This window comes from Thermomonas aquatica (genome assembly GCF_006337105.1).
In the GTDB taxonomy this organism is placed as follows: Bacteria; Pseudomonadota; Gammaproteobacteria; order Xanthomonadales; family Xanthomonadaceae; genus Thermomonas; species Thermomonas aquatica.
Genome location: NZ_CP040871.1, coordinates 1,827,277 through 1,847,419 on the forward strand (window position 1 = coordinate 1,827,277; position 20,143 = coordinate 1,847,419).

Consider the following 20,143-nt stretch of genomic DNA (forward strand, 5'->3'; position numbering starts at 1 on the left):
CGAGATTGGGCACAAACCCGGCACACCGATCCGATGGAGTCCGCATGGCGGCGCCGGGCGGATCGGTGCAGGATGGCGCGACGACCACGGGGAACCACTACGATGCCGATGCGCCTGCTGCTCGCCGCGCTGCTGCTCGCCGCGGCGCCATCCATTGCCCAACAACCGGCCAAGCCGCCACCGCCCTGCATGGACACGCAACACCGGCAATTCGATTTCTGGGTCGGCGAATGGGACGTCGCCGGCCCGAAGGGCAAGCAGGTGGGACGCAGCCGCATCGAGTCCCGGCTCAACCAGTGCGTGATCCACGAGCACTGGTTCGGCGCCGGTGGCAGCATCGGCGAGAGCTTCAACCTCTACAACGCGCAGACCGGCCAGTGGGAGCAGTACTGGGTCGACAACGGCGGCAACCGCCTGCACCTGAAGGGAGGGCTGGTCGACAAGGCGATGGTGCTGGAAGGCGTGCAGGACAAGCCGAACGCGCAGACCGGGCTGACCCAGCGCGAACGCATCACCTGGACGCCGAATGCCGACGGCAGCGTGCGCCAGCTGTGGGAAACCTCGACCGACGACGGCAAGACCTGGGGCGTGAGCTTCGACGGGCTGTACCGCAAGGCCGCCACGCCGGTGCCCTAGCCAATGAAAAGGGCGCGGCTCGCGCCGCGCCCCCATGCTCCGCGTCCGTGCGGAAGGCGAGGTCTTACTTGACCTCGAACTCGCGGGTCTGCACCACGTTGCCGTCCAGCGAGATCTCGACCTTGTACTTGCCGGTCGGCCAGCCGTCCGGCTTGCTGATCTGGAAGTCGGTGACATTGTCGCCGGCGAAGGTGATGTCCTTGCTTTCCTCGTGCACGGTCTGGTTACTGTCCACGTGGGTCCACTTCGCGCCGAGCTTGCCGGCGACCGAGGCGGCCGGATCGCTGGTGCCGGTGGACACCGCGGCGATGATGGTGTCCTTCGGCGTGAAGCTGGTCATCGGCGCGGTCACCCGCATGTCGGCGCCGACCGCGTTGCCCAGGTCGACGCTGTTGACCGAGGTGGTGGCCGGCATCGCCGCCGGTGCCGGTGCCGGGGCCGGCGTGGTTTCGGCGGCCGGCGGCAGCGGTGCCGGTTCTTCCTTCTTCTTGCAGCCGGCCAGCGCCGCACTGCCCAGCATCGCGGCCAGCACGGCCAGGTGGAGACGGTTGATCTTCATGTGCATTCCTTGGAATTCGGAGGGTGATGGACGCAGGCGCGTCAGTCTTCGATGGCCGGGATCTTCAACACCTGGCCGGGGTAGATCTTGTCGGGGTTGTCGCCGATCACGTCGCGGTTTGCGTCATAGATGGCGTGCCATTTGCCGGCCTTGCCGTAGAGCTCCTTGGCGATGTGCGACAGGGTGTCGCCCTTCGCCACGGTATAGGTCTGCTCGCCGCCGCCGCCGCCACCGCCCTCGTTGATCTGGGCCGTTGAGGTGACTTTCGACTCGACATTGGAGAAATCCGGTTTGATTTCCCCGGTACTCTGCACGCTGCCTTGTACATTGGAAAAATCGGGTTTGCCGTTGCTCATTGCAGGTCTCGTGGACGCGGACAGGCGGTCCGCACGGCGCGACACTGCCACGCCGAGTGTTAAGGCCGCATTGCGACGGCTTGAACGGCCTACTGGCGTTCGCTGCGGTTCGCCGCAGGCGCGGGCTCTCCCGGCGTGGCCCGCCAGGGATTGATGTCCAGCCCGCCGCGGCGGGTATAGCGCGCCTGCACGGACAGCGACCGCGGCCGGCAACGCGCCATCAGGTCGATGAAGATGCGTTCCACGCATTGCTCGTGGAATTCGGCGTGGTCGCGGAAGCTGACCAGGTAGCGCAGCAGGCCGGCGCGGTCGATGCGCGGGCCGGAATAGGCGATCGCGAGGTCGGCCCAGTCGGGCTGGCCGGTGACCGGGCAATTGGATTTCAGCAAGGCGCTGGCGAGGGTTTCGGCGACATCGTCCGCCGCATCCGCCGCAAGCTGCGAGGCGTCCGGTGGGCCGTAGCGGTCGATGTCGATTTCGAGCGCGTCGATGCTGTCGCCTTCGCCCGCGCGCATCGCCGGCAGCCCGAACGCCATCGACACCGGCGCGCCGGCCGCGGCCGAGAGGTCGGCTTCGACCTGCATGCGCAAGGCATCGGCGCCGGGGAAACGCGCGGCGTTGCAGGAATTCAGGTACAGCTTGAAGGATTTCGATTCGATCAGGTTCGGCGAATCCGCCGGCACCTCGAAGGTCGCGGTCGCCACCTGCGGCTTGCCGCGCGCATCCAGCCACGACAGTTCGTAGGCATGCCAGCGATCGTTGCCGACGAAGGGCAGGGCCGCGCCAGCGATGCCGAGCGCGGCGCGGCCCTGCGCGCGCGGGATCGGATACAGCAGGCCGGCGTCGAAGCGCTGCGGATAGGCGACTTCGCGGCCGAGCGGCGAATGCTCGATGGCGGGCATGTGCGGGTCGCCGGGGCGCTTACTTGATGGTGAACTGCACCAGCGCGATCGGGCGGTCGTTGGCGTCCACCTCGACGTTGTACGGGCCGGGGTCCTTGGCGATCATCTCGAACACGGTGTACGCGCCGGCGATGACCTTGCGGTCTTCCTTGCGGGTGCGGCCGTCGTCGTGGAACCAGAACACGTCCAGCCGCTCGCCCTGCTTGCGGCCGAACTTGGTGGGCACCGAGATGTAGATCGTCTGCCCGACGGCGAACTCCTGCGCCGGGGTGGAGATCGCGCCCTGTCCGTCGACCGCGGCGCCGGCCTTGGCCGCATCCGGATTGACCGTCACCGGCTGCACGCCATCGCCGTACTCGTCGACCGTCTTGTTGTCGTCCACGGCGTGCGGCACGTCCGGGCCCTGCCGATTGCAGCCCGCTACCGTCAGCAGGACCAGGGCGGTCGCCAGCATTCGCAAAGTCGAGTTCATCGCAATCCTCTGGAAATCGGGGCCATCGCTGCGGCCCGGGTGGTCGCGCATTCTAGTTCAGGGCCATCGCCGTCGCAGGCCGGCGGACAGTCGCCGTTCAGCGCCACCGCTCATCCGCCGCGGTGCTCCAGCGCCAGGTAGTCCGCGGACTGCATCTCGATCAGCCGCGACGCGGTGCGCTCGAACGCGGCCAGCAGGCGTTCGCCGGCATACAGCGCGGTGGGCGCGGCGTCCGCGGTGCAGACCAGGTTGACGTGGCGGTCGTAGAGTTCGTCGACCAGGTGCACGAAGCGGCGTGCGGCATCGTCGCGGTTGCCGTCCATGCGCGGGATGCCGCCGACCAGCACGGTGTGGAATTCGCGCGCGATCTCGATGTAGTCGGCGTTGCCGCGCGGGCCCTCGCACAGCGCGGCGAAATCGAACCAGCACAGGCCCTTGCAGCGCGCGCGCACCGGGATGCGGCGGCCATCGATGACGATGCCGGCATCGACATGCGCATCGTCGCCGCCCAGCGCATGCCAGCGTTCGCCCAACCAGGCCTCGGACTGCGCGTCCAGCGGCGCGCGATACACCGGCGAACGGGTCAGCGCGCGCAGGCGGTAATCGTGGTCGCCGTCGAGATGGACGACGGCGCACTGGCGTTCCAGCAGCGCGATCGCGGGCAGGAAGCACGCGCGCTGCAGGCCGTCCTTGTACAGGTCCGGAGGCGCGGCATTGGAACTGGTCACCAGCACGATGCCTTCGGCGAACAGGCGCTCGAGCAGGCGGCCGAGCAGCATCGCGTCGCCGATGTCGCTGACGAAGAATTCGTCCAGCACCAGGACGCGCAGGGTTTCGCGCCATTGCCTGGCGATCGCGGCCAGCGGATCGCGTTCGCCGGCGTGCTCGCGCAGGCGTTCGTGCACCTCGCGCATGAAGCGATGGAAATGGGTGCGGCGCTTCTCGCGCAGCGGCAGCCCGTCGAAGAACAGGTCGATCAGGAAGGTCTTGCCGCGGCCGACCCCGCCCCACAGGTACAGCCCGCGCGGCGCTGGCGGCGCCTGCGCGCCGAACAGGCGGGCGAACGGCCCCGGCGCCGGAGCCGGTTGCAGCAGGGCGTCGTGGATGCGGTCGAGCTCGCCCAGGGCCTGCTGCTGCGCCGGATCGTGCAACCAGTCGCCATGCGCCACGCCGCCGGCGTAGCGTTGCGAGGGACGCCCGCCTTCGGTCATGCCGCCGGCAGCCAGTCGCGCACGCCGTGCCTCAGCGCGCCGCGCAGGTCCATCAGCTTGCGGTGGAAGAAGTGGCTGGTGTCCGGCATCCGCAGCAGTTGCGGTTGCCGCGGCAGCGCGGCGATCCAGGCGTATACCGCCTGCGGGTCGACGATCTCGTCGGCATCGCCCTGGATCACCAGCCACGGCATGGTGGGGACGGCGATGGCGGAGAAGTCCCAGCTGCGGCCGACCGGCGGGGCGATCGAGATCAATGCGGCGGCGCGCAGCTCGACCGCCAGCCGCAGCGACACATACGCGCCGAAACTGAAGCCGGCCAGCCAGACGGCCTTGCCGGGGTGCCGTTCGCGCGCCCAGGCGGCGACCGCGCGCAGGTCGTCGAGCTCGCCGTCGCCGTCGTCGAAGCGGCCCTCGGACTGGCCGGCACCGCGGAAATTGAAGCGCAGGGTGGTCGCGCCGCATTCGCGCAGGGCGCGCGCGGCCATCGTCACCACCTTGTTGTGCATGGTCCCGCCTTCGGTCGGCAGCGGATGGCAGACGATCGCCAGCAGCGGACGCGCCTCGACGTCCGCTTCGGGCGGATCCAGCGCCGCTTCGATCCGTCCGGCCGGGCCGGGCAGGAACAGCGGCGAGTCTACGGCTGGGGCGGTCGTCATCGGCACATGATGCCGCAGCTGGCGTTATGCCGGCTGCGGAAACGACAACGCCGCCCGCAGGCGGCGTTGGTGCGGGGCGATGGGTGGGCGCTTACTTGCTTTGCGAAACCATCCACTCGACCGTGGCCTTGACCTGTTCGTCGGTCAGCGCCGGGTTGCCGCCCTTGGCCGGCATCACGCCGGTGCTGCCGGTGAAGCCGGAAATCGCCTTCTTCACCAGCTCGTCCACGCCCTGTGCGGCCACCCGCGCGCCGATCCCGGCCGCATCCAGCTTGGGCGCGCCGCCGGCGCCGGAGGTGTGGCAGCCGGTGCACAGGTTGCCGAAGATGGTCTTGCCGTCGGTGGTGCCGCCGTAGGCCACCTGCGATGCCGCGGCCGCCGCGGCCGCTTTCAGCGCATCCGCCTGCGCCGCGGCGCCGGTGGCGCCGGCATAGACCTCGCCGGTCGGGGCGATGCGGTCGAGCACGCGCTGCTTCGCGGCCGGGTCGGGCGCGTGCTGCACGGTGCCGTTCAGATGGTGCGCGAACAGGATCAATCCCAGGGTCACCGCCGCCAGGAAGGCGATCACCATCGAGAAATGCTTGAGGAATTCCAGGTCGTAATTACGCACGAGCCACCCTGCAAAGTCGTCCGGCCGCAGCCGTCAAACCGCGGATTATTCCAGAACCGGCGCAATGGCGCGAGATCGCGGCCACCAGGCCGGCCGGCAGTGGCCGCCACCCGGCCGGCACCGGGATGGGCTTGGCCGGGTCGTCCGACCCCCCGGCATCCCCGGAATATCGAAGCTCGGCGAAGCGAGGACATACCGTGCGGTATGTTTTCGCCGCGATGCAACATGAATGCGCGGTGCGTTGTTTGCAGGTGAAACCAACCGCCGGGGCAAGTCCTTGTTTTCCCGGCCGATTTGAAATTGACCGTTGACAAGTCCGTTCCGTGATGGCGATAACACTAATCTTCGCCCGCATTTTCGCTGGGGTACGGCGGGCATCGTTGCATTCGGGGAAACCTATGGGGTCGTGTCGGTGCATTGGCACTGGTGGGACGGGTTTTCCGCATCGATCCAGGCATCTCTAACGTTTCGGACCTTGGGGGTTATATGAGCGGCATGAAGCATTCGGGCGGGTCGGCCAGCACGCGGGGCAGCCGCAAGATCAAGGTCGCTCCAATGACCCGCGCGGTGCGCATGGCGTTGGCCGCATCCGTCGCAGCCCTGGCATTCGGTGCCGCCAGCCCCGCATTCGCCGCCCAAGGCAAGATGAGCCACGGCGCGATGGTGGTCGATGCCACCCCGGTCGCCGACCTGACCGTGGTCCGCGACGGCGCCATCCTGGCGGTCGCGCCGCCCTCGTTCGCGGCGCTGGCGATCCACGAATCCGATCCGGGCGACATCAGCATCTACAACGCCGACCCGATCAGCGAAAGCGACTTCAAGTACGACGTCAGCGCGATCAGCGGCTACAGCGATTACGGCACGGTCACGATCACCAATACCGCAGACGGCGAGCTGTATGCCGGCTCGGTGTTGGGCAGCGCGATCGGCATCTACGGCTACTCGCTGAGCGGCGATGTCGCGATCGACAACGCAGGCGCGATCACGGCCTATTCCTATGTCGGCATCGCCGACGGCATCTTCGCCTCGGGCGCGGACGTCGGGGTGACGAACTCGGGCGCGATCGAAAGCTACGGCTACACCTGGTCGGCGGGCATCGAGGCGCAGGGCAGCGATTCGGTCTCGGTCGACAACAGCGGCGACATCAATGCCACCACCGGCGCGTTCGTGCAGGCGGTGGATGGCTACGGCGACGTGGTCGGCTACTCGGCCGGCGGCCAGGCGTTCGGCATCTACGCGACCGCCGGCGAAGGCGGCGCGACCGTCGCCAACAGCGGCGACATCGAGGTGCAGGGCGGCTACGTCGTCGGCATCGAGGTGCAGTCCGGCGGCGACATCAGCATCGACAACAGCGGCGACATCGTCGCCGGCTCGGGCCTGAACACGTACTACAACGGCACCAACTACTACACCTACTACTACGGCACCCAGGTCGCGACCGGCATCAACGCGACCAGCAACGGCGAAGGCGCGCACGTCGGGGTGAGCAACAGCGGCGACATCAGCGCCGACGGCATCTTCGGGGCCAGCGGCATCGCCGCGACCGCGAGCGGGCTGGGCGGCACCGCGAGCGTGGAGAACAGCGGCGACATCGCGGTCTCGCAGAACCAGAAGTACGGCTACGGCGCGTACGGCATCGTGGTGTCGGCGGACGGCGACGGCTCGATCGACAACAGCGGCGACATCGAGGTCTACTCGGGCGGCGTGGCCAACGGCCTGGCGGCGCTGTCGTTCGCGGGCGACGCCAGCGTGACGAATTCGGGCGACGTCGGCGTGGTCGCCACCGCGACCGGCTACTACGGCGCGACCGGCATCCTGGCCTTCGCCGGCAACGGCGAGGCGCACGTGGACAACAGCGGCAACGTGTCCGCGTACTCGGCGGGCATCCTCGCCGTCTCGACCCGCGCGGTGGACGCGCAGGGCCAGCAGGGTGTGACGGTCGACAACAGCGGTTCGCTGTACGCGAACGGCAAGTACGCCTACGGCGTGTTCGCGCAGTCCTCCGGCGGCGACGTGGAGGTGACCAACCACGCCGGCGGCGAGATCGGGTTCTATTCCTATCTTGGCAACGGCTTCGGCGTGCTGGGCATCGCCCAGGGCGATGCCGATATCGACAATGCCGGCGGCACGATCGCGGGCTATGCCTACGGCCAGTCGGTAGGCGTGTTCGGGCTGTCGTATGCGGGCGACGTGAGCGTCTCCAACAGCGGCTCGATCTCGGCGATCACCGGCGGCGACGCCGCGGTGGGCGTGTTCGCGCGCGCCGACTACGGCACCGCCCTGGTCGACAACAGCGGCGACATCTACGCGGGCGTGGAGGGCGTGAACGGCTTCGTCGGCGACGTCGCCTACGGCATCCTCGCGCGCGGCGCCTATGTCGGCGTCAGCAATTCCGGCAGCATCGACGCGCTCGGCTTGTACTACGCCACCGGCATCGCGGCGAGCTCGTACTACGGCACCGTGGTGCACAACACCGGCGGCAGCATCAGCGCCTGGGCGCTGGGCGAAGCCACCGGCATCGACGCGCAGGCGCTGTTCGGCTATGCGGTGGTCGACAACGCCAGCGGGATCGAGGCGGTGGGCCTGTACGCCGGCGCCACCGGCATCAGCGCGGTCGTCGCCTATGGCGACGCCGTGGTCCACAACAGCGGCGACGTCTACGCCGGTTCCATCTACGGCGATGCGATCGGCATCTACGCCTATTCGGTGGCGGGCGACGCCGGCGTCCAGAACAGCGGCGCCATCAGCGCGGTGTCCTACTACGGCCTTGCCGACGGCATCTTCGCCTCGGGCGCGGACGTCGAGGTGGCGAACTCGGGCGCGATCGAGACCTACGGCTACGCGTGGTCGGCCGGCATCGAGGCGCAGGGCTCGGATTCGGTGGCGGTCAGCAACAGCGGCGACATCAGCGCCAGCAGCTCGGGCTTCTACCAGGTCTACGCCTATTCGTTCGCCGACAACGCGGGCGGCGTCGTCGCCTACGCGCCGGGCGAGCATGCCTTCGGCATCTACGCGACCGGCGGCGAAGGCGGCGCGACCGTCGCCAACAGCGGCGACATCGAGGTGCAGGGCGGCTACGTCACCGGCATCGAGGTGCAGTCCGGCGGCGACATCGGCATCAGCAACAGCGGCGACATCGTCGCCGGCTCGGGCCTGCACAGCGCGGCCTATTACAACCCCGACACCTACACCGCCTACTACGTCTATACCGGCACCCAGGTGGCGACCGGCATCAACGCGACCAGCAACGGCGAAGGCGCGCACGTCGGGGTGAGCAACAGCGGCGACATCGTCGCCGACGGCATCTTCGGGGCCAGCGGCATCGCCGCGACCGCGAGCGGCCTGTACGGCACCGCCAGCGTGACCAATGCCGGCGACATCACCGCCTCCCAGTACGTCGGCAACGGCTACGGCGCGTTCGGCATCGTGGTGTCGGCGGACGGCGATGCGGGCATCAACACCAGCGGCACGATCGCGGTGACCTCGGGCGGGACCGGCTACGGCGCGGCGGCCCTGTCGTTCGCGGGCGACGCGATGGTGATCAACTCCGGCGACGTGAACGTCGAAGCCAGCACCGCCGGCAGCAAGTACTACGGCAGCTACGGCCTGCTGGCGTTCGCCGGCAACGGCTACGCGGCGGTGAACAACAGCGGCTCGGTCTCGGTCAGCAACGAAGGCATCCTGGCCGCGCCGGCGCGCGCGGTGGACGCGCAGGGCCAGCAGGGCGTGGGCGTGGTCAACAGCGGCTCGCTGTACGCCGACGGCAAGTACGCCTACGGCGTGTTCGCGGTCTCGACCGGCGGCGACGTGCACGTCAACAACACCGCGACCGGCGAGATCGGCTTCTACTCCTACCTCGGCTATGGCACCGGCATCCTCGCCGTGTCCGAAACCGGCGATGTCGGCATCGGCAACGCCGGTGCCATCGAAGGCTACGGCTATTCGCAGGGCGTCGGCATCTTCGCGCGCTCGAACGGCGGCGACGTCGGCATCAGCAATAGCAGCAGCGGCAGCATCGACGTGGTGTCTGCGGGCACGGCAGTGGGCATCTTCGCCCGCGCGGACTACGGCACGGCCACGGTAGTCAACGCCGGCGACATCACGGCGTCTGATTTCCCGGATACCCCCTACGTGGGCGATGCGGCTTACGGCATCCTCGCCCGCGGCGCGTATGCCCAGGTCGGCAACTCCGGCAGCGTCCTCGCGGACGGCTACTACTACGCGACCGGCATCATCGCCCGTTCGCTCTACGGCACCACGGTCAGCACTTCGGCCACCAGCGACATCGAAGCCTCCGCGCTGCTGGTCGCGATCGGCATCGAGGGACGCTCGGAATACGGCGACGTGTCGGTGAGCAATGCCGGCAGCATCAGCGTGGAGGGCGTCTACGGCGGCGGCGTCGGCATCCAGGCCTACAGCGGCCTCGGCGACGTGGTGGCCGCGAACACGGGCGACATCGTCGCCAGCTCGACCTACGGCACCGCGATCGGCGTGACCGGCTACTCGGTCGCTGGCAACACCACGGTCTCCAACGGCGGCTCGATCGAGTCGACCGGCGCCTACGGTGCCTATGGCATCGCGGCGCAGTCGTACCTGGGAGACGTCACGGTCGTCAACACCAGCACCGGCGACATCCATGCCGCGGCGCCCAGCCACGCCTACGGCATCTTCGCGCACGCCTACGGCGACGTGACCGTCAACAACGCGGGCCATGTCTCGGCAAGCGCCGACGACGGCGGGATTGCGGCCGCGGTGCTGATGGAATCGCTGTACGGGCACAGCACGCTGAACAACGCCGCGACCGGCTCGATCAGCGTCGACGGCAGCGATGGCGATGCGTTCGCCGTGATCGGCAGCGACGCGGTCGACACCATCAACAACAGCGGCCATCTCTACGGCGCGATCTCCCTGCTGGGCGGCAACGACGTCTTCAACAACCGCAGCGGCGGCGTGTGGGACGTGGCCGGCACCCTGAGCAGCGACTTCGGCGACGGCAACGACACCCTCACCAACCTCGCCGGCGGCGTGGTCACGATCGGCACCGGCGGCGTGATCGCGTTCGGCGACGGCAACGACGGCATCGTCAACGCCGGCAGCTTCCGCCTGAACGGCGGCGCGGTGACCATGGGCGCCGGCACCAACACGTTCAACAACGTCAACACGGTCAAGGCGCTCGGCAACAGCTCGATCGACATGGGCGGCGGCACCTTCACCAATGCCGGCCTGGTCGATTTCCTCGACGGCGCGACCGACGACAAGCTGACCCTGGCCGGCACCCTGGCCGGCACCGGCGGCCTCAACCTCGACCTGAACCTGGCGAACAACAGCGCCGACCAGCTGCAGGTGAACGGCAACGTGGCCGCCAACGCCGTGCAGTCGGTCAACGTCGTGTTCGCCGGCATGCCGACCAGCGCCCATCACTCGGCGGTGTTCGCGCGGGTGAGCGGGACCTCGGTGGCCGGCAATTTCGTCGGCGGGCAGATGATCGGCTACAACGAGCAGGCCAATTTCCTCGACCTCGCGCTCACCGTCAGCAGCCAGATCAATACCGCCAACACCGCCGCCGACGTGTTCTCGATCAACCTGGACGTGGTCGGGCTGAACGACACCGGCACCATCGCCGCGAACGTCGCGTCCGGCGCGGCCGGCATGCTCAACGCGCAGGTCGGCACCTTCAAGCAGCGCATGGGCGTGAACCCGTACGGCGACGCCGGCAAGGTGATGAGCGCGTTCTTCCGCACCTACACCAGCGAAGGCGACGTCAATCCGGACCACGTGGCGGCCAACTTCGGCCAGGGCGGCAACTTCGACTACGACCTCAGCACCTGGGGCCGTGAAGTCGGGGTCAATGCCAACCTGTTCGGCAACTTCCACGCCGGCCTCACCGTCGGCACCGCCGATGGCCGCCAGCGCCTGACCGGTGCCGGCATCGGCAGCAATCGCATGGACGGCATGACCTGGGGCCTGTACGCCACCTGGTTCGCGCCGCAGGGCTTCTACGTCGACGTGTCCGGCCGCTGGATGGCGGTGGACGTGCGCTCGGCCTCGGCGGCCGGCCAGCAGGAAACCCGCGCCCACACCGGCGCATGGAACCTCGAAGCCGGTTACCAGTGGACGCTGGGCGGGCTGTCGGTGGTGCCGCAGTTGCAGTACACCCGCACCGAGGTCCAGGACGTCCGCGCCATCCATGCCGACCGCGCCGTCTTCGAAGGCCATGGCGGCACGTCCGAGCGCGCCCGCCTGGGCGTGGAGGTCAGCAAGACCTTCCAGTCCGGCAACGTCCGCTGGACCCCGTACGGCTCGATCAACGCGATCCGCGAGTTCGATGGCGAGATGGGTTACACCGTCGCCGACAACTTCTTCGGCAGCACCAGCACCGAAGGCACCAGCACCATGGCCGAACTGGGCCTGGGCGTGCAGACCGGCGGCTGGGGCTTCACCCTCGGCGCCAACTGGGTCGATGGCGGCGCATTCAAGAGCACGGTGGGCGGGCAGGCGGTCATTCGCTTCGCCTGGTAAAGCAGGGCGCGGGCCCGGCCAAAACGCCGGGTCCGCCGTTCAAAGTAGTCGGAGTACCCGGTTAAGTGTCGACAGAGAAAACCCCGGACCCAGGTCCGACCCAGGACGGCAACGACAAGCCCGAACTGGACACGGGACTGGACGCGGTCGGTGTTGAAGCCGCCGCCGCCGCGCCCGCGCCGGCCAATGCCGGCAAGCCGCCGCGCGACCTGACCAAGCTGAAGGTCGAGAAGGGCTGCTCGCGCGGCCTGGCCGGATGGCTGGGCCAGCACAAGCTGTCGCTGGCGATCACCTCCTACCAGTCGGGCCGCATCTACCTGGTCGGCAGCGACAAGCAGGGCCGGGTGTCGTTCTTCGAGCGCATCTTCGAGCGCGCGATGGGCGTGGTCGGCAACGCGCAGCGGATCTACCTGGGCGGCCTGTACCAGCTGTGGCGGTTCGAGAACGTGCTGCGCCCGAACGAGGTCATCCACGGCCAGTTCGACAAGTGCTACGTGCCGCGCAACGCGCAGACCATCGGCGACCTGGACATCCACGAGCTCGGCATCCAGGCCAACGGCAAGGTCATCTTCGTCAACACCAAGTATTCCTGCCTGGCCGAGCTGAGCCAGACCCACAGCTTCAAGGCGGTGTGGAAGCCGAAGTTCATCAGCAAGCTCGCGCCGGAAGACCGTTGCCACCTCAACGGGCTGGCGATGGTCGACGGCAAGGCCAAGTACGTGACCGCGGTCTGCAGGAGCGACAGCGTCGACGGCTGGCGCGACCGCCGCCAGGACGGCGGCGTGGTGATCGACGTCGAGACCGACGAGGTCGTCTGCGAAGGGCTGTCGATGCCGCACTCGCCGCGCTGGCACAACGGCAAGCTGTGGCTGCTCAATGCCGGCACCGGCCATTTGGGTTGGGTGGACTTCGCCACCAAGAAATTCGTGCCGCATACCTTCGTGCCGGGCTTCGCCCGCGGCCTGTCGATCATCGGCAACGTCGCCGCGGTCGGCCTGTCGAAGCCGCGCAACCAGCGCTTCGAGGGCCTGCAGCTGGACGAGGAACTGAAGAAGCGGGATGCCGAGCCGTGGTGCGGGGTGCAGATCGTGTCGCTGGCCAATGGCGACGTGACCAACTGGATCCGCTTCGAGGGCGACATCACCGAGATCTTCGACATCGCCTTCCTGCCGAACGTGAAGAACCCGATGATGATCGGCCTGCGCACCCCCGAGATCCGCGACCTGATCACCTTCGAATCCGACCTGCCGCCGGAGGCGCCCGCCGCATGAACCACGCCCGCATCCTGTTCTGCCTGCTGCTTGCCTTGCCTGCCTCGCAGGCGTGGGCGCAGGCGGCGAAGCCGGCGGCAGCGCCACAGGCCAGGCCAGCGGCGGATCCGGCGGCCGAGGCGTTCGGCGCCTGGGACAAGGATCGCAACGGCAGCCTGTCCCTGCCGGAGTTCCGCGCCGGCTGGCAGCAGGTGCAGCGCACCGCCGAGATGCAGGCGCGCCTGCGCCACCAGTTCGCCACGGTGGATGCCAACAAGAACGGCGCGATCGACCCCGGCGAGTACGGCGGCCTGTTGCTGGTCAAGAACGCCGGCAAGAGCGCGCCGCAGATGTCGGTGTTCGATGCCAACAAGGACGGCAAGCTGGCCTTCCCCGAATACGTGAAGCTGGTGCAGACGCTGGCGCCGCAGGAAGCCAAGGGCGCCGCGAAGTGAAGATCGAGATCGTCCCGGTCTGGAAGCAGGTCACGCCCGAACTGGCGCAGGAACTGATGGCGTTCTGGCGCGACAACAAGGCCATCGGCGACGATGCCGCCGCGGCCGCGCGCGCCTTGCAGGCGGTCTGCATCGCCCGCGACGAAGCCGGCACGCTGTGCGGCGTCGGCACCGCGGTGGTCAAGGTGCTGCCGCGGCTGCGCCAGCCGATGCACTACTACCGCCAGTATTTCGCCAAGAGCCTGCGCGGCCACCACCAGGAACTGCCGTTCTACCTGCGCGCCAAGCAGGTCCTGCAGGACTACAACGCCGCGCGCGAACGGCCGGAGAGCCTCGGCATCCTGCTCGAAGTCGAGAACGGCAAGATCGCCGCCGCCTACCGGCGCGCGCACGAACCGTCGTTCGACGCCACCTTCATCGGCTATTCGCCGCGCGGCCTGCAATTGCGCGTGTCCTATTTCGACGGCGCCGAATTGCTGCCGCCGGCACCGGTGCGCGGCCCGGCAGTGGCCGTGCGCGGCGCGCAACAACACGATCCATCCCGCATCCAACCCGCAAGCCGGCGCGGCAACGTCCGGTCCTGATCACCACGGAACACCCACGGAGAATCGCGCCATGAACGTCCAGATGTCCCTGTTGAGCCTCGCCATCGTTTCCGGGCTTGCCATGTCGGGTTCCGCGGATGCGGCCGGCAACCAGCGCTCCGCCGCCATCGCCCGCGCCAATGCGCTGGTCGCGGGACCCGCCGCGGCGGCGCTGCATCGCGCCAATGCCGACAGCTTCGTCGCCCGCGACGCGGTGGTCGACGCCGACGGCACCGAGCACGTGCGCTACCAGCGCAACTACAACGGCCTGCCGGTGATCGGCGGCGATTTCGTGGTGCAGTCGCGCAACGGCAAGGTCGGCAAGATCAGCCAGACCCTGCGCAGCGCAGCGCGCCCGTCGCTGAAGCCGGTGGTGACCTCCGACCAGGCCATCGTCGAAGCCGGCAGCCGCTTCGGCAGCCATTTCCAGGGCGCCCCGAGCTCGCGCCTGGTGGTCTACGCCCGCGGCGCCAGCCCGGTGCTCGCCCATGAAGTCGTGTTCAAGGGCATCAAGGCCGACCAGACCGAAACCGAAATGCATTATTTCGTCGATGCGCGCAACGGCAGCGTGCTCGACCAGTGGGACGAAGTGCAGACCGCGAAGCCGGGCCCGGGCGGCAACGCTTGCTCTGGCGCCGTGGCCGCGGTCGGCACCGGCAAGTCGCTGACCGAAGGCGACGTGGTCCTGAACACCACCAAGTGCGGCAGCACCTACCAGATGGTCGACATGACCCGCGGCGGCGGCGCCACCAACAACATGGCGATGAAGACCGCCGGCATGGGCAGCGTGTTCTCCGGCACCACCAACATCTGGGGCAACAACCTGGTCAGCAATGCGCAGACCGCCGCCGCCGACGCCCACTACGGCGTGGCCACCACCTGGGACTACTACAAGAACGTGCACGGCCGCTCCGGCATCGCCAACGACGGCCAGGGTGCGGTCAGCCGCGTCCACTACGGCCGCAACTACGCCAATGCCTCGTGGAGCGACAGCTGCTTCTGCATGACCTTCGGCGACGGCGACAACGGCGCCACCATCCTGCCGCTGGTCGCGCTGGACATCGCCGGCCACGAGATGTCGCACGGCGTGACCAGCCGTTCCGCCGACCTGATCTACAGCGGCGAGTCCGGTTCGCTGAACGAGTCCACCTCGGACATCTTCGGCACCATGGTCGAGTACTACGCCAACAACGCGAACGATCCGGGCGACTACGTGATCGGCGAAGAGCTGTACGCGAACAACGCGAACATGAGCAAGGCGATCCGCTACATGTTCAAGCCGACCCTGGACAACTACTCGCAGGATTGCTACGACCCGGCGACCACGCCGACCTTCGAAGTGCACGGCGGCTCCGGCATCGGCAACCACTTCTTCTACCTGCTCGCCGAAGGCGCGGTGGTGCCGGCCGGCTTCGGCGCCGGCAGCTGGGCCAACCTGAGCCCGGCGGCGCTGGTCTGCAACGGCAACACCGCGATCACCGGCATCGGCCGCGCCGCGGCGCAGAAGATCTGGTACCGCGCGCTGACCGTGTACATGACCTCCAGCACCAACTACGCCGGTGCCCGCGCGGCCACCATCAGCGCCTCGACCGACCTGTACGGCGGCGCTTCGGCGCAGACCAATGCGGTCAAGGCGGCGTGGAGCGCGGTCAACGTCAACTGACCCGACCCGCGGCAGGAACGCGAACGGCCCGCGCAAGCGGGCCGTTTCGTTTGGATCGAAGCGACATCGAAGGCGACGCGCCCGGAGGGGCGAGTCGATGCGCATGCGAACCGCAGGTTCGCGCATCGGTGAGCGCCTGAGCGCTGTGCGCGAAGGCCGGCCCGCTTCCAACAGACGAATGTCTGTTCAATCACGACGAAGCGACATCGAAGATGGCGCGCCCGGAGGGATTCGAACCCCCGACCAATGGCTTCGGAAGCCACTACTCTATCCGGCTGAGCTACGGGCGCGTGCCGTGCGATGACCTGCATCGCGGACGCGCATTCTCGCACGATTGCCTGCCGCCGCGCCGCTGCTAGGCTAGGCGCATGGCCTACGAACGCGATTCCCAGCCGATTCCCGCACCCGAACCGCGCTGGCGCGAACGCTTGCGCCAGTACTGGAAACTGGTGCGCGCCGATCGGCCGATCGGCTGGCTGCTGCTGCTGTGGCCGACCTGGTGGGGCCTGTGGGCCGCGGCGAAGGGCGTCCCGCCGATCTGGCCGCTGCTGGTGTTCTCGCTGGGCGTGTGGCTCACCCGTTCCGCCGGGTGCGTGATCAACGACTACGCCGACCGCTGGCTGGATCCGAACGTCGAGCGCACCAAATCGCGGCCGCTGGCGACCGGCGCCGTATCGGGGCGCGAGGCGCTGGCCGTGTTCGCGGCGCTGATGCTGCTCGCGTTCGCGCTGGTGCTCACGCTGAACCGCCTGACGATCTGGATGAGCGTGGTCGGCGTGCTGCTCGCCGCCAGCTATCCCTACCTCAAGCGCTATACCTACCTGCCGCAGGTCTACCTCGGTATGGCGTTCGGATGGGGCATCCCGATGGGCTTCGCCGCGCTCACCGGCTCGGTGCCGCCGGTGGCCTGGGTGCTGTACCTGGCCAACATCTTCTGGGCCACCGCCTACGACACCTGGTACGCGATGGTCGACCGCGACGACGACATCCGCATGGGCGCGAAATCCACCGCGATCCTGTTCGGCGAGATGGACCTGGTCGCGCAGGGCGTGCTGTACGGCTGCATGTTCTTCGCACTGGCGCTGGTCGGGCGCGAGCTGCAGATGCAGTACTGGTACTGGGTGGGGCTGGCGCTTGCCGCGGTATTGGTGGGCTACGAATTCGCCATCGCCCGCACCCGCCGGCGCGATGCCTGCTTCCGCGCCTTCCTGCACAACAACTGGACGGGGATGGCGATCTTCGCCGGGATCGCCGCGGATTTCGCCTTCCGCTGAGCGTCACGCCACCCGCGCGCAGACCCAGGCATCCACCCGCTGCACGCCCGCCGCGCGCAAGGCCCGCGCGGCCGCATGCAGGGTCGCGCCGGTGGTCATCACGTCGTCCACCAGCACGACATGCGCGGGCAGCGTGGCGCGATCGGCGACGACGAAGGCGTCGCGCAGGTTGCGCTGCCGGGCTGCGGCATCCAGCCGCGATTGCGCGGTGGTGGTCTTGGATCGGCGCAGCGCGCCGCCAAGCAGCGGCAGCCGCAATGCGCGCGCCAGCGGCACCGCCAACTCCAGCGCCTGGTCGTAGCCGCGCCGGCGCAGGCGCGCGCGGTGCAGCGGCAGCGGGATGATGGCTTCGGGGCGCGGCAGCAATGCGCAACGTTCGGCCATGGCCTGCGCCAGTACCCGGCCGGCGGCGAAGTCGCCGTGGAATTTCAGCCGCGGCAGCAAGCGATCCAGCGGGAAGGCGTAGTCGAATGCGGCATGCGCCCGATCCAGCGGAGGAGGCCGTTGCAGGCAGTCCCCGCAGATGCCCGGCTGCGGCAACGGCAGGGCGCAACGCCGGCAGGCCGGTCCTTGCCAGGGCAGGGCGGCGTGGCAGGCCGCGCACAGGTCGAGGCCCCGCGACCCGCGCTCGCCGCAGACCAGGCAGCGCAGGGCGAACAGCCAGGGCAAAGGAGCGGCCAGGCAGCCGTCAACTTTTCCGGGGAGAGATCGGTTGACGGTGCCGGCCATGCATTCCAGACTGCCGGCTTCGTCGCCGCACGTCTGTCGGGGAATCCCTATGCCTGCCATCACTGAATTCCCTATCCGCCACGACTGGTCGCGCGCCGAGGTCGAAGCCCTGTTCGACCTGCCCCTGCCGGAGCTGCTGCATCGCGCCGGCAGCGCGCACCGCCTGCATTTCGATCCGGCCGAGGTGCAGGTCAGCACCCTGCTGTCGGTGAAGACCGGCGGCTGCCCGGAGGATTGCGGGTATTGCCCGCAGGCCGCGCGCTACCACACCGGCGTCGATGCGACCAAGCTGATGGAAACCGAAGCAGTGGTCGAGAAGGCCAGGCAGGCCAAGGCCGCCGGCGCCTCGCGCTTCTGCATGGGCGCGGCCTGGCGTTCGCCGAAGGACCGCGACGTGCCCAAGGTGGCGGCGATGATCCGCGAGGTGAAGGCGCTCGGCCTTGAGACCTGCGCCACCCTCGGCATGCTGTCGGGCGAGCAGGCGCAGGCGCTGAAGGCGGCCGGCCTCGATTACTACAACCACAACCTCGATACCGATCCCGAGTTCTACGGCGACATCATCCATACCCGCGAAATGCAGGATCGTTTCGACACGCTCTCGCACGTGCGCGATGCCGGCATGAAGACCTGCTGCGGCGGCATCGTCGGCATGGGCGAATCGCGCCGCCAGCGCGCCGGCCTGCTGCAGACGCTGGCGAATTTGCCTGCGCATCCGGACTCGGTGCCGATCAACCGGCTGGTGCAGGTCGAAGGCACGCCGCTGCACGGCACGGTCGAACTGGATCCGTTCGAGTTCGTGCGCAGTATCGCCGTCGCCCGCATCCTGATGCCGGCGTCGATGGTGCGCTTGTCCGCCGGTCGCGAGACGATGAGCGATGAACTGCAGGCGCTGTGCTTCGCCGCCGGCGCGAATTCGATCTTCTACGGCGAAAAATTGCTGACCACCGGCAATCCGGATACCGAACGCGACATGGCGCTGTTCGCGCGCCTGGGCCTGCGCCCGATGCGGGTGGAGAACGCGAAGGACGACAGCATCGACGCCTGCACCACCACGGTCCACGCCGGCATCACCGAAGCGGCTTGAGCGATGTCGCGTGAAAGCCTGCAGGCACGCGCGATCGCCGCGCGCGCGCAGCGCGAGGCCGCGCATCGCCGTCGCCACGCGCGCACGGTGGCGCGGCGCGAAGGCGTGCGCTGCAGCGTCGATGGCCGCGAGGTAGTGAATTTCTGCAGCAACGATTACCTCGGCCTGTCGCAGCATCCGCAGGTGATCGCGGCGTTGCGCGATGCCGCCGGCGAAGGCGCGGGCGCGACCGCCTCGCACCTGGTCTGCGGGCACGGCGAACAGCATGCGGCACTCGAGCGCGAACTCGCCGACTGGCTGCAGGCGCCGCGCGCGCTGCTGTTCGGCAGCGGCTACATGGCCAACCTGGCGGTGCTGCAGGCGCTGCTGGGCGATGGCGACCTGTGCGTGCAGGACAAGCTCAACCATGCGTCGTTGATCGACGCGGCGCGGCTGGGCGGCTGCGTGTTCAAGCGCTATCCGCATGCCGATGCCGAAGGCGCCGCGCGCCAGCTGGCGACGCAGGCCGGCGGCGCCGCGCTGCTGTCCAGCGACGGGGTGTTCTCGATGGATGGCGATGTCGCGCCGCTCGGCGAACTGGCGCGGGTCGCGCGCGCGCAACAGGCCGCGCTGTACATCGACGATGCGCATGGTGTCGGCGTGCTAGGCGAGGCGGGGCGAGGCAGTGTCGATCACGCCGGACTCGCATCGGACGCAGTTCCCCTGCGGCTGGTCACCTTCGGCAAGGCGCTTGGTGGTGCCGGTGCCGCCGTGATCGGCGATGCCGATCTCATCGGCCATCTCGCGGAAACCGCGCGGCCCTACATCTACACTACCGCGCTGCCGCCGGCGCAGGTCGCGGCCACGCGCGAGGCGGTGCGCATCGCGCGCACGGGCGACGGCCTGCGCGAACGCCTGAACGCCAACATCGAACGATTGAAGGCCGGCGCACAGGCGCGCGGCCTGGCGCTGATGCCGTCCGATACGCCGATCCAGCCCTTGTTGGTCGGCAGCGATGCGCAGGCGCTGGCGATGGCGGCTGCGCTGGAAGACCAAGGCTGCTGGGTCGCGCCGATCCGGCCGCCGACCGTGCCGGAAGGCAGCGCGCGCCTGCGCATCACGCTCAGCGCCGCGCACGAAACCGCGCAAGTCGAAGGCCTGCTGGATGCATTGGCACGCGCGCGCGACCGGGTGATGGCATGAG

17 protein-coding genes and 1 tRNA gene are annotated in these 20,143 nt (G+C 68.8%); 9 read left to right on the forward strand and 9 right to left on the reverse strand.

Going from position 1 to position 20,143, the window contains the following annotated elements:
• The first annotated feature begins 102 nt into the window (after positions 1-102).
• Positions 103-636: a hypothetical protein gene (locus FHQ07_RS08710; protein ID WP_139716437.1), complete on the forward strand. Its 534-nt coding sequence runs from the start codon at positions 103-105 to the stop codon at positions 634-636.
• 64 nt (positions 637-700) lie between these two features.
• Here the strand turns inward: FHQ07_RS08710 and FHQ07_RS08715 are convergent, their stop codons facing one another.
• The 7 genes from FHQ07_RS08715 to FHQ07_RS08745 all read right to left on the reverse strand — a co-directional run bounded on the left by FHQ07_RS08715 (position 701) and on the right by FHQ07_RS08745 (position 5,402).
• Positions 701-1,195: a hypothetical protein gene (locus FHQ07_RS08715; RefSeq protein WP_139716438.1), complete on the reverse strand. Its 495-nt coding sequence runs from the start codon at positions 1,193-1,195 to the stop codon at positions 701-703.
• 41 nt (positions 1,196-1,236) lie between these two features.
• On the reverse strand, positions 1,237-1,551 hold the full coding sequence (locus tag FHQ07_RS08720; protein WP_139716439.1) for a LysM peptidoglycan-binding domain-containing protein: 315 nt from the start codon (positions 1,549-1,551) through the stop codon (positions 1,237-1,239).
• 89 nt (positions 1,552-1,640) lie between these two features.
• On the reverse strand, positions 1,641-2,453 hold the full coding sequence (queF, locus tag FHQ07_RS08725) for an NADPH-dependent 7-cyano-7-deazaguanine reductase QueF (protein WP_139716440.1): 813 nt from the start codon (positions 2,451-2,453) through the stop codon (positions 1,641-1,643).
• A 19-nt stretch (positions 2,454-2,472) separates the two neighbouring features.
• Entirely contained in the window at positions 2,473-2,907 is a 435-nt protein-coding gene (locus tag FHQ07_RS08730) for a hypothetical protein (RefSeq protein ID WP_139716441.1), read from the reverse strand.
• A gap of 128 nt (positions 2,908-3,035) precedes the next feature.
• Positions 3,036-4,136: a cell division protein ZapE gene (gene zapE, locus FHQ07_RS08735; protein WP_139716442.1), complete on the reverse strand. Its 1,101-nt coding sequence runs from the start codon at positions 4,134-4,136 to the stop codon at positions 3,036-3,038.
• Entirely contained in the window at positions 4,133-4,792 is a 660-nt protein-coding gene (locus FHQ07_RS08740) for an alpha/beta hydrolase (protein WP_139716443.1), read from the reverse strand. Before FHQ07_RS08740 ends, zapE begins: the two co-directional genes overlap by 4 nt.
• A gap of 91 nt (positions 4,793-4,883) precedes the next feature.
• Positions 4,884-5,402: a c-type cytochrome gene (locus tag FHQ07_RS08745; protein WP_139716444.1), complete on the reverse strand. Its 519-nt coding sequence runs from the start codon at positions 5,400-5,402 to the stop codon at positions 4,884-4,886.
• A gap of 486 nt (positions 5,403-5,888) precedes the next feature.
• On the opposite strand from FHQ07_RS08745, the gene FHQ07_RS08750 reads away from it, so the two are divergent.
• The 5 genes from FHQ07_RS08750 to FHQ07_RS08770 all read left to right on the forward strand — a co-directional run bounded on the left by FHQ07_RS08750 (position 5,889) and on the right by FHQ07_RS08770 (position 15,873).
• Positions 5,889-11,921, forward strand: coding sequence for a hypothetical protein (locus FHQ07_RS08750; protein ID WP_206202309.1), 6,033 nt, complete (start codon positions 5,889-5,891; stop codon positions 11,919-11,921).
• Positions 11,922-11,986: 65 nt separating this feature from the next.
• Positions 11,987-13,192: a TIGR03032 family protein gene (locus FHQ07_RS08755; protein ID WP_139716446.1), complete on the forward strand. Its 1,206-nt coding sequence runs from the start codon at positions 11,987-11,989 to the stop codon at positions 13,190-13,192.
• Complete coding sequence (locus tag FHQ07_RS08760; protein WP_139716447.1) at positions 13,189-13,626, forward strand: EF-hand domain-containing protein; 438 nt, start codon at positions 13,189-13,191, stop codon at positions 13,624-13,626. Before FHQ07_RS08755 ends, FHQ07_RS08760 begins: the two co-directional genes overlap by 4 nt.
• Entirely contained in the window at positions 13,623-14,210 is a 588-nt protein-coding gene (locus FHQ07_RS08765; RefSeq protein WP_139716448.1) for a hypothetical protein, read from the forward strand. The genes FHQ07_RS08760 and FHQ07_RS08765 overlap by 4 nt, the downstream gene beginning before the upstream one ends.
• Before the next feature lie 31 nt (positions 14,211-14,241).
• Positions 14,242-15,873, forward strand: a complete 1,632-nt coding sequence (locus FHQ07_RS08770; RefSeq protein WP_240703454.1) for a M4 family metallopeptidase — start codon at positions 14,242-14,244, stop codon at positions 15,871-15,873.
• Between the two features lie 213 nt (positions 15,874-16,086).
• Here FHQ07_RS08770 and FHQ07_RS08775 read toward each other — a convergent pair.
• Positions 16,087-16,163: transfer RNA gene (locus FHQ07_RS08775), tRNA-Arg, on the reverse strand.
• Positions 16,164-16,241: 78 nt separating this feature from the next.
• Here FHQ07_RS08775 and ubiA point away from each other — a divergent pair.
• Positions 16,242-17,147 carry a 4-hydroxybenzoate octaprenyltransferase gene (gene ubiA, locus FHQ07_RS08780; protein ID WP_139716449.1) on the forward strand — a complete coding sequence of 302 codons (906 nt, stop codon included), beginning with the start codon at positions 16,242-16,244 and terminating at the stop codon, positions 17,145-17,147.
• 3 nt (positions 17,148-17,150) lie between these two features.
• Here ubiA and FHQ07_RS08785 read toward each other — a convergent pair whose 3' ends face one another.
• Positions 17,151-17,876: a ComFC family protein gene (locus tag FHQ07_RS08785; protein ID WP_139716450.1), complete on the reverse strand. Its 726-nt coding sequence runs from the start codon at positions 17,874-17,876 to the stop codon at positions 17,151-17,153.
• 49 nt (positions 17,877-17,925) lie between these two features.
• Here FHQ07_RS08785 and bioB point away from each other — a divergent pair, with 49 nt between their 5' ends.
• Both bioB and bioF read left to right on the forward strand, forming a co-directional pair.
• A complete protein-coding gene (bioB, locus tag FHQ07_RS08790) occupies positions 17,926-18,960 on the forward strand; it encodes a biotin synthase BioB (RefSeq protein WP_139716451.1) in 1,035 nt (344 codons plus the stop codon).
• Positions 18,961-18,963: 3 nt separating this feature from the next.
• Positions 18,964-20,142 (forward strand): 8-amino-7-oxononanoate synthase, encoded by a 1,179-nt coding sequence (gene bioF, locus FHQ07_RS08795; RefSeq protein ID WP_139716452.1) that lies wholly within the window; start codon positions 18,964-18,966, stop codon positions 20,140-20,142.
• Position 20,143 lies beyond the last annotated feature (1 nt).

Coding starts and splice junctions, on each gene's coding strand:
- FHQ07_RS08710 (WP_139716437.1), top strand. CDS start 103: ATGCCGATGCGCCTGCTGCTCGCCGCGCTGCTGCTCGCCGCGGCGCCA.
- FHQ07_RS08715 (WP_139716438.1), bottom strand. CDS start 1,195: ATGAAGATCAACCGTCTCCACCTGGCCGTGCTGGCCGCGATGCTGGGC.
- FHQ07_RS08720 (WP_139716439.1), bottom strand. CDS start 1,551: ATGAGCAACGGCAAACCCGATTTTTCCAATGTACAAGGCAGCGTGCAG.
- queF (WP_139716440.1), bottom strand. CDS start 2,453: ATGCCCGCCATCGAGCATTCGCCGCTCGGCCGCGAAGTCGCCTATCCG.
- FHQ07_RS08730 (WP_139716441.1), bottom strand. CDS start 2,907: ATGCTGGCGACCGCCCTGGTCCTGCTGACGGTAGCGGGCTGCAATCGG.
- zapE (WP_139716442.1), bottom strand. CDS start 4,136: ATGACCGAAGGCGGGCGTCCCTCGCAACGCTACGCCGGCGGCGTGGCG.
- FHQ07_RS08740 (WP_139716443.1), bottom strand. CDS start 4,792: ATGACGACCGCCCCAGCCGTAGACTCGCCGCTGTTCCTGCCCGGCCCG.
- FHQ07_RS08750 (WP_206202309.1), top strand. CDS start 5,889: ATGAGCGGCATGAAGCATTCGGGCGGGTCGGCCAGCACGCGGGGCAGC.
- FHQ07_RS08760 (WP_139716447.1), top strand. CDS start 13,189: ATGAACCACGCCCGCATCCTGTTCTGCCTGCTGCTTGCCTTGCCTGCC.
- FHQ07_RS08770 (WP_240703454.1), top strand. CDS start 14,242: ATGAACGTCCAGATGTCCCTGTTGAGCCTCGCCATCGTTTCCGGGCTT.
- ubiA (WP_139716449.1), top strand. CDS start 16,242: ATGGCCTACGAACGCGATTCCCAGCCGATTCCCGCACCCGAACCGCGC.
- FHQ07_RS08785 (WP_139716450.1), bottom strand. CDS start 17,876: ATGGCCGGCACCGTCAACCGATCTCTCCCCGGAAAAGTTGACGGCTGC.
- bioB (WP_139716451.1), top strand. CDS start 17,926: ATGCCTGCCATCACTGAATTCCCTATCCGCCACGACTGGTCGCGCGCC.
- bioF (WP_139716452.1), top strand. CDS start 18,964: ATGTCGCGTGAAAGCCTGCAGGCACGCGCGATCGCCGCGCGCGCGCAG.